The organism is Sphingomonas sp. ASV193, assembly GCF_040203355.1.
In the GTDB taxonomy this organism is placed as follows: Bacteria; Pseudomonadota; Alphaproteobacteria; order Sphingomonadales; family Sphingomonadaceae; genus Sphingomicrobium.
The window spans coordinates 1-10,986 of record NZ_JBEHBW010000003.1; the positions used below are offsets into that span (position 1 = coordinate 1).

13 protein-coding genes are annotated in these 10,986 nt (G+C 69.3%); 10 read left to right on the forward strand and 3 right to left on the reverse strand.

The genetic code is table 11. From position 1 onward, the window contains the following. The first annotated feature begins 193 nt into the window (after positions 1-193). The 3 genes from ABDK56_RS06155 (at position 194) to ABDK56_RS06165 (ending at position 2,337) form a co-directional block, all read left to right on the forward strand. Entirely contained in the window at positions 194-910 is a 717-nt protein-coding gene (locus ABDK56_RS06155; RefSeq protein WP_349807293.1) for a hypothetical protein, read from the forward strand. Further along, positions 894-1,820: a c-type cytochrome gene (locus ABDK56_RS06160; protein ID WP_349807294.1), complete on the forward strand. Its 927-nt coding sequence runs from the start codon at positions 894-896 to the stop codon at positions 1,818-1,820. Before ABDK56_RS06155 ends, ABDK56_RS06160 begins: the two co-directional genes overlap by 17 nt. Positions 1,821-1,911: 91 nt before the next feature. Next, on the forward strand, positions 1,912-2,337 hold the full coding sequence (locus ABDK56_RS06165) for a hypothetical protein (protein WP_349807296.1): 426 nt from the start codon (positions 1,912-1,914) through the stop codon (positions 2,335-2,337). Here ABDK56_RS06165 and ABDK56_RS06170 read toward each other — a convergent pair. After that, on the reverse strand, positions 2,330-3,022 hold the full coding sequence (locus tag ABDK56_RS06170) for a Crp/Fnr family transcriptional regulator (RefSeq protein ID WP_349807297.1): 693 nt from the start codon (positions 3,020-3,022) through the stop codon (positions 2,330-2,332). The genes ABDK56_RS06165 and ABDK56_RS06170 overlap by 8 nt on opposite strands. Positions 3,023-3,087: 65 nt before the next feature. Here ABDK56_RS06170 and ABDK56_RS06175 point away from each other — a divergent pair, with 65 nt between their 5' ends. From ABDK56_RS06175 to ABDK56_RS06195, 5 genes are all read left to right on the forward strand, one after another. Then, positions 3,088-4,323 (forward strand): cation:proton antiporter, encoded by a 1,236-nt coding sequence (locus ABDK56_RS06175; protein WP_349807299.1) that lies wholly within the window; start codon positions 3,088-3,090, stop codon positions 4,321-4,323. Between the two features lie 122 nt (positions 4,324-4,445). Further along, on the forward strand, positions 4,446-4,625 hold the full coding sequence (locus ABDK56_RS06180; protein WP_349807300.1) for a hypothetical protein: 180 nt from the start codon (positions 4,446-4,448) through the stop codon (positions 4,623-4,625). A 151-nt stretch (positions 4,626-4,776) separates the two neighbouring features. Continuing rightward, on the forward strand, positions 4,777-5,100 hold the full coding sequence (locus ABDK56_RS06185) for a hypothetical protein (protein ID WP_349807301.1): 324 nt from the start codon (positions 4,777-4,779) through the stop codon (positions 5,098-5,100). Positions 5,101-5,341: 241 nt separating this feature from the next. Continuing rightward, positions 5,342-6,532 carry a S53 family peptidase gene (locus ABDK56_RS06190; protein ID WP_349807302.1) on the forward strand — a complete coding sequence of 397 codons (1,191 nt, stop codon included), beginning with the start codon at positions 5,342-5,344 and terminating at the stop codon, positions 6,530-6,532. Between the two features lie 155 nt (positions 6,533-6,687). Continuing rightward, complete coding sequence (locus tag ABDK56_RS06195) at positions 6,688-6,879, forward strand: hypothetical protein (protein WP_349807303.1); 192 nt, start codon at positions 6,688-6,690, stop codon at positions 6,877-6,879. 198 nt (positions 6,880-7,077) lie between these two features. Here the strand turns inward: ABDK56_RS06195 and nadB are convergent, their stop codons facing one another. After that, on the reverse strand, positions 7,078-8,661 hold the full coding sequence (gene nadB / locus ABDK56_RS06200) for an L-aspartate oxidase (RefSeq protein WP_349807304.1): 1,584 nt from the start codon (positions 8,659-8,661) through the stop codon (positions 7,078-7,080). Then, the gene (locus ABDK56_RS06205) at positions 8,658-9,581 is read right to left on the reverse strand and encodes an ABC transporter ATP-binding protein (protein WP_349807305.1); all 924 of its coding nucleotides are present in this window, start codon (positions 9,579-9,581) and stop codon (positions 8,658-8,660) included. The genes nadB and ABDK56_RS06205 overlap by 4 nt, the downstream gene beginning before the upstream one ends. Positions 9,582-9,679: 98 nt before the next feature. Between ABDK56_RS06205 and ABDK56_RS06210 the strand changes: the two genes are divergently transcribed. Further along, positions 9,680-10,195, forward strand: a complete 516-nt coding sequence (locus ABDK56_RS06210; protein ID WP_349807306.1) for a DUF4402 domain-containing protein — start codon at positions 9,680-9,682, stop codon at positions 10,193-10,195. Positions 10,196-10,404: 209 nt separating this feature from the next. Beyond that, the gene (locus tag ABDK56_RS06215; RefSeq protein WP_349807307.1) at positions 10,405-10,986 is read left to right on the forward strand and encodes a DUF4402 domain-containing protein; all 582 of its coding nucleotides are present in this window, start codon (positions 10,405-10,407) and stop codon (positions 10,984-10,986) included.

Below are 10,986 nucleotides of genomic sequence, written 5' to 3' on the forward strand. Positions count from 1 at the left end.
TCGTCGCTTGCTTGCGCGTAGCTACGGCTACGCGACTGCGCTGCGCTTCTCGCCAGCGGGCCTGTCTGGGCGATCCCGGCCATTGCGGGTATCGAGGACGGACCCCCACAGGGAAGCGCGGCGATTCCAGCGTCCCCGCTTTGCCCCGCGTCGACTTCGCGTTATCGTCCGTCTCGCGAAGGGGGACAGGGACATGGACGACATCACCACCAATCGGCGGCAATTGTTCGGCGCGGCGGCGCTGGTCGCGGGCGCGGGCCTCGTCGGCGCGGGCCCCGCGCGGGCGGGCGGCGCGGGAAGTGGCGGCGGTTTCGGGGGAAGCGGCTGGACCGCCTCGCCCGAGACGGTCGATGCGTGGATGGACAAGCCCGGCACCCGCCACCGGATGGTGTTCGACGGTCCCTCGGCGAAGGGCGGCTGGGGCTCGGTCGGCTATGCCACCAATTACTATTACGCCAACGACAAGGGCTATGGGCTCAAGCCCGAACAGCTCGGGGTGATCATCGTCTTCCGCCACGAATCGACCGTGTTCGGCTACGACGACACGATCTGGAAGAAATATGGCGCCAAGTTCGCCGCCAACCTCAAGATGAAGGGCGACGATCTCAAGCACGCCAACGCCGGGCGCAACCCGATGCTGGTGGTGCCCAAGGGCCCGGTCGAAAAGGGCGAGGAAGCCTTTGCCGGCGCCCCGCTCGTCCGCCTCGCCGGTCAGGGCGCGCGCTTCGCGGTGTGCGGCCTCGCGACCGAGGGCATCGCCCACATGCTCGCGGGCAAGACCGGCGACTGGAAAAAGATCGAGGCCGACCTCAAGGCGCATGTCGTCCCCGGCGCGGTGGTCGTCCCGGCGGGGATCACCGCGGTCAACCGCGCGCAGGAACATGGCTACAGCTTTGCCTACATGGGCTAGGGCGGGCGCGGCGCTCATCGCCGCGCTCGCGCTCCTCGCGGTCGCCTGCACCCGAAGCGCCGCGCCGCCGGCGAGGCCGGTGGAGGCCGCCTTCGCCCCGCCCCCGCTGTCCGCGCTTCCCGCGGGGCCGGAGGGCGAGGCGATCAAGCGCGGCATGGCGATCTTCGACAATCCGCGCGTCAACGCCGCCGCCTATGTCGGCAACGCGATGGCGTGCCGCAACTGCCACCTCGACGGCGGCCGCGCGGCGAACAGCGCGCCGATGTGGGCGGCGTGGGTCAGCTATCCGCAATTCCGCAAGAAGACCGGCACGATCAACACGATCGAGGACCGCATCCGCCAATGCTTCCTCTATTCGATGAACGCGCCGAACAGCCCCTCGGGCGGCCCGCCCCCGGCCGACAGCGACGTGGTGCGCGACCTCGACAGCTATTTCCACTGGCTCGCGACCGGCGCGCCGACCGGCCGCAAGCTTCCCGGCGCGGGCTATCCGACCCCGCCGCTCCCCGCCGGCGGCTACGACCCGGCCAGGGGCGCGGCACTGTTCCAGGCGAAATGCAGCGGCTGCCACGGCGCCGACGGGCAGGGCGCGATCGCTCCCGATGGCACCGTCACCTACCCGCCGCTGTGGGGGCCGAAGAGCTATAACTGGGGCGCCGGCATGGCGCGGATCGACCTCGCCGCGGGGTTCATCAAGGCGAACATGCCGCTCGGGCAGGGCGGCACCCTGACCGGCGACGAAGCATGGCACCTCGCCGCCTTCGTCGACAGCCACGAACGTCCCAAGGACCCGCGCCAGACCGGCACGCTGGCCGCCAACGCCAGGGCCAATTTCGCCGGCCAGAAAAGCTATTACGGCCAGACCCTCGCCGGCGTCACGCTCGGCGGCGGAATCGCGCCGCAGCGCTGACCGCGCGATTTTTCTTTCCCCGTTTTGACATCGGTCAAGGCGCGCCGCGCGCCGCCGCGCCACTCTCCTCGCCATTCGAAGGAGAAACGCCATGTCCGTCCGCCTCGACCGTGCCACCCTCGCCGCCGACGAGCTCGCGCTCGCGCCCGCCCCGGCCCCGCGCGCCTGCACCGACCGCAACTTCAACCTGCCGACCGCGCTGCACGCCGGCTTCTTCGGCCTGTTCCTCGCCTATCTCGCGGTGATGGGGCTCGGCTTCCGCAGCCCGCAGATGATCCTCCCGATGGCGATCTTCGTGATCTTCACTGTCGGCTTCTACGTCGTCCCGATGCTGTGGGCGACGATGGCCCCCGCCCACGCCGACCGCGCGATGCCGCTCGCCCGGCTGCTCGGCGAGGGCGTCGACACGCTCACCGGCCGCACCAGCGGCGCCGGCGCGGTGGCGCAGGTGCTGGTACTCCCGGTGCTGATCTTCGGCTGGGGGCTCGCGGTGGTGACCATCGCCGCGCTCAGCTGACGATCGCCTCCAGCGCCGCGGGATCCGCCAGCCGGATCCCGCGCCGTCCCTCGCGCGCGATCGTCCCCGCCCGCTCGAGCGCGGTGAGCTGCCGGCTCACCGTTTCGATCGTCAGCCCCAGCAGCCCCGCCATCTCGCCCCGGCCGAGCACCAGGTCGAACCGTTCCGCCGGGTGGCACGACGACCGGCTCGCCGCCCGCCCCATCTCCAGCAGGAAGGCCGCGACCCGCGCCCGCGCCGACCGCCGCGACTGCAGGTCGACCAGCGCGCGGGTGCGCTCGATCGCGTCCGACGTCCGCTCGAGCAGCGCCTGCGCGAGCGCGGGAAAGCGGTCGATCGCGCGCCGATACTCCCCGCGCCCGAAGGTGCACAGCTCGCAATCGGCGATCGCCACGACGTCGTATCGGCTCATCGGCCCGAACAGCTCGCCGACGAATCCCGCCGGGTGGACCAGCCCGACGATCCGCTCGGTCCCGTCCGCGCCGATCGTGCGCAGCTTCAGCATCCCGCGCTTCAGCGTCGCGGTCGTGCCGCTCGCCTCGCCCGCGTGGAACAGCGTCTCGCCGGCCTGAAGCGCGCGGGTGCGCCCGAGGCTCGCCAGCGAATCGCGCTCGCCGGGCGTCAGCGCGGCGCAGGCCGCGCTCGTCCGCACCGGGCATTGCTCGCATTGCAGTCCGCTCGCCATCGCCCCGCAAAATAGGCCGGCCCGCCGATGTTGGCCACCCGGCCCATAATGGCTAAGCCCGGACCGTGACCCCCGTGCCAGCCAGCCTCGGCCCCGCCAGCTTCGCCTCGGTCGGCCTCCTCCTGCTCGTCGCCGCGCTGGTGGCGATGGCGACACGGCGGGTCGGCATGCCCTATTCGGTCGGGCTGGTGATCGCCGGCTTCCTGCTCGCCCTCAGCGGGCTCGCCCCCGCCATCGCGCTGACGCCCGAGCTGATCATGGAGGTGTTCCTGCCCCCGCTGATCTTCGAGGCGGCGATCCAGATCGACTGGAAGCCGTTCCGCCGCGAGCTGCCGCTGCTCCTCGCGCTGGTTACCGTCGGCGTGCTGCTCGCGGCGGCGCTGGTCGCCGGGGCGATGCACGCCTTCGCCGGCTGGGGCTGGCTCGCCGCCGCCTTCTTCGGCGTGCTGGTCGCGGCGACCGACCCGGTATCGGTGATCGCGCTGTTCAAGGAAATCCGCGTCCCCCACCGGCTGCACCTCTTGGTCGAGGCCGAAAGCCTGCTCAACGACGGGGTCGCCGCGGTGCTGTTCGCGCTGCTCGTCGGGATCGCCGCCGGGGGCGCGGCGGGCCCCGACACGATCGGGCTCAAGCTGCTGACCACCGCGGGCGGGGGCACGCTGCTCGGCCTCGCGGTCGGCTGGGGCTGCCTGCTCGTCGCCGGGCGGACCCGGGACCCGCTGGTCGAAACCACGCTCACCGTGATCGCCGCCTACGCCAGCTTCCTCGGCGCCGAGCATTTCCACCTGTCGGGGGTGCTCGCGACGCTGGCGGCGGGGCTGGTGGTCGGGAATTTCGGGCGGCGCGGGGCGATCTGCAACGCCGCCGAACATTCGCTGACCGACTTCTGGGAATTCGCCGCCTTCCTCGCCAACTCGATGGTGTTCATCCTGATCGGCAGCGCAGAGGCCTCGCCCGCGCTGCTCGCCGCGCTCCCGCTCGCCGGCCTAGCCACGCTCGCCGCGCTCGCCGGGCGCGCGGTCGCGGTCTACCCCTTGAGTCTCGCTTTCGCCCGCTCGCGGCTGGCGGTGCCGTGGGGCTACAAACACGTCCTGTTCTGGGGCGGCCTGCGCGGCGCGCTCGCCCTCGCGCTGGCGCTCGCGCTCCCCGCCGACCTGCCCGAACGGGGCGCGGTGATCGCCGCCACCTTCCTCGTCGTCGCCTTTTCGATCGTCATTCAGGGCCTGACGATGAAGCCGCTGATCGCAAAGCTCGGCCTCATCGAAAGCAGAGCCCCCGAGCAAAGCGAGAGCGGAGCGTAGCGAGCGTCGCTATGCCGAGAGAGGGCGAACGCCGGCCAGCGACTTGCGCAGCAGCTCGTCTGCCGTCACCGATTTACGCCGTGACGGCCCCTGCGCTGGCCGGATGAACAGGGAGACCCACGATGCCTGACCGGTTCGAACGTCACAAGCAGCCTTGGACCGAGGCCGAGCTCGAAAAGCTCAAGCGCCTCGCGGTCAAGGGCATGGGATTGAAGGCGATCGCCAAGGCGCTGACGCGAAGCGAGGAATCGACCCAGGCCAAGGCCAAGGACCTCAAGCTCAATATCGCCAAGCTGCGCTGACACGGGCCGCCCGCCCGCGGTCGAAAAGACATTAACCATGCCTGCATCCGCCGCGTCGCCGCCCACGTAACTTCGACGGCGGCGCGTCTGCACCCAGCGGTTGGGAACGCCTCTTTGCAGCCGGTCGGTCGTCGAACAAAGGAGAGGATGCATGCGTCATTCGAAACTCGCGGTGGCCCTGTCGGCCATCGCCCTCGTCGCCCTGCCCGCGTCGGTCTCGGCCGGGGCGCCGGCCAAGACCGGAAGCACGTCGAACGCCAATAATTGCTGGGGCGTGGTCAGCGCGCAGCTGGCGCAGATCGAAGGCGGGCTCGGCAGCCACGTGCGCGAACAGAGCGAGCCGCGGCTCGGCCTCGGCAACGTCGCCGACCTGTTCTACGAAATGGGGCTGATCGACAGCCCGACGGTCAGCGCGCTGGGCTCGTTCCTCGCCAGCGTCGACGAATATGACGGGACCAGCTGCCCCGCCAACTAGGATGCGCGCGCCGGGTCGGTCGGTCGCCCCCGGCCGGCCCGCGCGCCAACCCGCGACATTGATCCAGGCAAGTCGATGATATAATAAAACAGAAAATAATGTTTTATCATATCATGTTCTCTTCTTGAACGTCACTGAACAGGCGCTGAATTGCCCCGAAAATATAGCGTATTGCATGATGCAATATTTGTGACAGCTTCCCCGGCGTCGCGATTCGCGCGGCGAACGAAAGGGGACTTTCATGATTGTAAGGGCTTTTGGACTGGCGGCCGCGACGATCGTCGCCCTGGTCGGCGGCGCGTCGATCGCGAGCGCGCAACAGGTCGAACGCAACGGCAACGGGTATAACGTCATCGCCTGCGCGCGCGGCGTCGGCCAGGGCGAGGCGCGCTGCTACGCCCGCATCAAGTCGGACGCGCGCGGCAATTTGTTCGTCGGCAAGAACGCGATAACCCCGAACGCGGTCCCCTCGGGCTATGGCCCCGCCGACCTGCGCAGCGCCTATAATTCCCCGTCGAGCGGCGGCAACGGCCGGGTGGTCGCGATCGTCGACGCCTACGGCTATTCGAACGCCGAGAGCGACCTCGCCGTTTACCGCGCGCAATATGGGCTTCCGGCCTGCACCACCGCCAACGGCTGTTTCAAGAAGGTCAACCAGAGCGGGGGCACCAGCTATCCGCGCAACAACACCGGCTGGGACCAGGAACAGGCGCTCGACCTCGACATGGTCTCGGCGATGTGTCCCGACTGCAAGATCCTGCTCGTCCAGACCTCGAGCACCTCGCTCGCCAACCTCGGCGCGGGCGCCAACGAGGCCGCCGCGCTCGGCGCCAGCGTGATCTCGAACAGCTACGGCGGCGGCGAGAGCGGCACCTCGAGCTACGCCTCGGCCTACAACCACCCCGGCGTGGCGGTGACCGTCTCGTCGGGCGACAGCGGCTATGGCGCGCAGTTCCCGGCCACCGCCAACACCGTGATCGCGGTCGGCGGCACGTCGCTCACTCGTGCCTCGAACACCCGCGGCTGGTCGGAAACCGCCTGGAATTCGGGCGGCAGCGGCTGCTCGACCGTCTATGCCAAGCCCAGCTACGAGACCGACAGCCTGTGCACGATGCGCATGGAGGCCGACATCTCGGCGGTCGGCGATCCCAACACCGGCGTCGCGGTCTATGGCCCGGGCTCGACGGGCAAGTCGCAATGGATGGTGTTCGGCGGGACCAGCGTCGCCTCGCCGCTGATCGGCGGGATGTACGGCGTCACCGGCAAGACCGCCAACGGCGCCTCGACCATCTTCGCCGACTCGGCCAGCGGCTTCAACGACGTCACCTCGGGCAGCAACGGCAGCTGCGGCGGGACCTACTTCTGCACCGCCGGTGCCGGATACGACGGTCCGACCGGACGCGGCACGCCGATCGGCGTCGCCGGGCTCTAGCGTCTTCCTGACCCCAGGACGCTTGAGCGGGGCCGCGGCGACACGCCCGTCGTCGCGGCCCACATGTTTTTCGCGAAAGGCCCCGGCGGCGCGTGCCGGCGGGGCGTCGCGAATGGCGAGGTTCCGGCTGACCGGAACGGTGAAGGAGAGTGATGATGCTTCGAATGATCTCGATGGGGCTCGCGGCCACGGCCCTGCTCGCGGTGACCCCGGCCTCGGCCAAGGGCTGCCTCAAGGGCGCGGCGGCAGGCGGCGTCGCCGGCCATGTCGCGGGCCATCACGGCAAGCTCGGTGCGGCGGCGGGCTGCGCCATCGGCCATCACCACGCCAAGACGACGAAGAAATAGGCAGCTTTGCTCCGGGCGCGGCGCTCGCTCGCCGCGCCCGGATTTTTCGCTGTCCTACAGGCCCGCGCCTGTGAGACACGGGAATCCTCGCGAATTCGGCGGTTGGATTCGCGCTCGGTTATTCCCACTGCTTTTGAAGAACGACCCCGCTTAAGGTCACGAAAACGTCCGGGGTAACGCTGGCTTTTGCGCCTTAAGCTAGGGCACCAGCACCGTGTCGACCGCCTTGTCGGCCATCCGCGGATAATCGAGCGTGTAGTGCAGCCCGCGGCTCTCGTGCCGGCTCAGCGCGCTCCGCACGATCAGGTCGGCGACCTCGACCAGGTTGCGAAGCTCGATCAGGTCGGGGGTCACGCGGAAATGGCCGTAATAGTCGGCCACTTCCTGCCGCAACAGGTCGATCCGGTGCTTGGCGCGCTCGAGCCGCTTGGTCGTGCGCACGATCCCGACATAATTCCACATGAACCGCCGGATCTCGCCCCAGGTCTGGGCGATGACCACTTCCTCGTCGCTGTCGGCGACCCGGCTCTCGTCCCACGCGCGGATCGGCGGCGGCTCGGGCAGCGAGTCCCAGTGCGCGTCGATGTGCCTCGCCGCCCCCTCGCCGAACACCAGGCATTCCAGCAGCGAGTTCGACGCCAGCCGGTTGGCCCCGTGAAGCCCCGACTGGGTCACTTCGCCCGCGGCGTAGAGCCCCGGCGCGTCGGTCCGCCCATCGAGGTCGACCAGCACCCCGCCGCAGGTGTAATGCTGCGCCGGCACCACCGGGATCGGCTCCCTGGTGATGTCGATCCCAAGCCCGATCAGCTTCTCGTAGATGTTGGGGAAGTGCGCCTTCACGAACTCGGGCTCGCGGTGCGAGATGTCGAGCCAGACATAGTCGAGCCCGTCGCGCTTGATCTCGCTGTCGATCGCGCGCGCGACGATGTCGCGCGGCGCCAGCTCGGCCCGCTCGTCGTAGGCGGGCATGAACCGCTCGCCGGTCTTGGGGTTCTTGAGGATCCCGCCCTCGCCGCGCACCGCCTCGGTAATCAGGAAGTTCTTGACCTCGAGATTGTAGAGGCAGGTCGGGTGGAACTGCATGAATTCCATGTTCGAAATCCGGCACCCCGCGCGCCACGCCATCGCGATCCCGTCCCCGGTCGCCCCCCGCGGCGCGGTCGAATAAAGGTAGGTCCGCCCCGCGCCCCCGGTCGCGAGCACGGTCGCGCGCGCGGTCAGCACGTCGACCTTTTTCGTCCCCCGGTTGAGCGCATAGACTCCGTGCACCGCGCCGCTGGTGCTGAATTCCCTCGCGTGCCGACCGGTGACGAGGTCGATCGCCACCCGATCGGGGATGATGGTGATGTTGGGGTGCGCCACCGCCGCCTTTTCGAGCGCCTGCTGGATCGCCCAGCCGGTCGCGTCGGCGACATGGACGATGCGGCGGTGCGAATGGCCGCCCTCGCGGGTGAGATGTAGGTCGCCGCCCTCGGTCGCGAACGGGACGCCGAGCTCGGTCAGCCGCGCGATCGCCGCGGGTGCCTCGCTCACCACATGCTCGACCACCGCGAGGTTGTTGAGCCCCGCCCCGGCGATCATCGTGTCGCGCACGTGCGATTCGAAGCTGTCGCCTTCCTCGAGCACCGCGGCGATCCCGCCCTGCGCCCACTCGGTCGCGCCGCCGCCAAGCTCGCCCTTGCTCAGCACCGCGACCTTGCGGGTGGCGGCGAGGTTGAGCGCGGCGGTCAGCCCGGCCGCGCCCGAGCCGACGATCAGGACGTCGAACGATTCGCGGCTCAAGCCGCGCTCTCGCGAGTCAGCGCGAGGAAAACGTCCTCGAGATCGGGGTCGCGGGTCGAGACGTCGACCACGTCGAACCCCGCCTGCTGGAGCGCGCCGAGCACCTCGCCCGCGTTGGCGCGGTCCTTGCGATACTGGACCTCGATCGTGCGCGGCTCGACCTGTTCGATCCGGTCGAACAGCGCGTTATCGGGAAGCGCCGCGATGTCGCCCGCGACCTCGACCCTCACGACCTTGTCCTGCGCCTTGGCGACCAGCTGGCGGGTGGGCTCGTTGGCGATCAGCCGGCCGTGGTTGATGATCGCGATGCGGTCGCACAGCTGCTCGGCTTCCTCGAGGTAATGGGTGGTCAGCACCACGCTCACCCCCTGCCGGTTGAGCTGGCGGACATAGTCCCACAATTGCTGGCGAAGCTCGATGTCGACCCCGGCGGTCGGCTCGTCGAGGACGAGGATCGGGGGCGAATGGACCATCGCCTTGGCCACCAGCAGCCGCCGCTTCATCCCCCCCGACAGGGTACGCGCATAGGCGTCGGCCTTGTCGGTCAGGTGCACCGCGGCGAGCAGCCGGTCGGTGATCCGCTCTCCCTTCGGCACCCCGTACAGCCCGGCCTGAATCTCGAGCGCCTCGCGCGGGGTGAAGAAGGGATCGAACAGGATCTCCTGCGGCACGATCCCGATCGAGCGCTTGGCGTTGCGCGGGTGCGCCTCGATGTCGAAGCCCCAGATGCGCGCGGTCCCGCTGGTCTTGGTCACCATCCCGGCAAGGATGTTGATCAACGTCGACTTGCCCGCGCCGTTGGGGCCGAGCAGCCCGAAGATCTGGCCGCGCGGCACGTCGAAGGTCACCCCGTCGAGCGCCCGCTTGCCCCCCTTGTAGGTCTTGGCGAGCTGGTCGATCTGGATCGCGGCCTCGGTCATTCGCCAAGCGCATAGCGCGTGACGCCGGGCTGGCAAGCGGCGCGTGGTTATCGGCGGCTTAACCCTATCGAAGGGTTTGCCCGGTAAGCGGTGCAGCGATGGTTTCGCGTCTTGCCTCCCGTTCGCTCGCCCTGCTCGTGCCCGCGCTTCTCGCGGGGACGCCGGCGCTTGCCGGCACGGCGAGCGCAACTTCGACGGTGAGCATCGTCAAGCCGACCTCGCTGACCCGTGTCGCCGACCTCAATTTCGGGACGATGCTGACCCCGGCGACGGGCACCGGCACGATCGCGGTCAACCCCAACACCGGGACGCCGACCTATGGCGGCGGGCTGACCGCGCTCGCCGGGACGGTCGGGCAGGCGCAGTTCAGCGGGCGCGCCTCGCGGCTGTCGCTGGTATGGATCACGCTGCCCGCCGCGCCGGTGACGCTGACCCGCAGCGGCGGGACCGAAACGCTGGTAGCGAACAATTTCACGATCGATTCGGCCGGACAGTTGCGACTCGTCGGCACGACCCCCTTCCCGATCGGGATCGGCGCCACCCTGACCGTCCCCGCGACCGCGGTCGGCGGGGTGTACAGCGGCAGTTTCGCGCTGACCGTCGACTATTATTAACCGCACCGTTGATCCCGATCGCTGAGGGTCGCGGTTGACCGGGCGTTAAGCAAACATCCGTTTTCGGCGGAAATCGGTCGGAAATCGACCGGTTGGCGGTGCGCGAATCTCACCGCGCGCGGTTAACGCCGCGGCTACGCCCTATCTTGAGCAAATCCGGCATAACTGCCGCCTAGCTTCCGGGTCGTTCCAATTTGGAGACCAGACCCGTGTTCATCACCCGTATGCTTTCCGCCGCGATCGCGGCGCTCGTCATCGCCTCGCCCGCCGTGGCGCAGAGCTTTCCCACCCCGACCAACGGCCCGTCGGGCCCGACCGCGAACCGCGTGGCGGCGATCGGCAACGGCAAGGCGGTCATCCTGACCCCGTTCCAGCTGCTCCAGGAGCAGGCGCTCAATTTCGGCAGCTACGTGCTCCCCACCGGCCAGTCGGGCAGCGTGTCGCTCGACCCGGTGACCGGCGCAGTGACGCCGACGACCGTCGTCCCGATCCCGTCGAACGCCCCGCTGCGCGGCAAGATGGACTTCGCCGGGACCGCCAACCAGCCGGTGACCGTGCAGGTGACCTCGTTCAGCGGCTTCCTTTGCGCCGCCCAGTCGAGCTGCTCGTCGGGGCTTCCGACGACGCTGACGCTCGACGGGGTCCAGCAGGGCACGACCGGCATCTACAACTATACCGTCCCGGCGAGCGGGGTGCTGTCCTTCTACATCGGTGGCACCGTCGGCATCCCGGCGGCGACCGCGTCGGGCACCTATGGCGAAAGCTTCCAGGTCACGCTTAGCTATAACTGA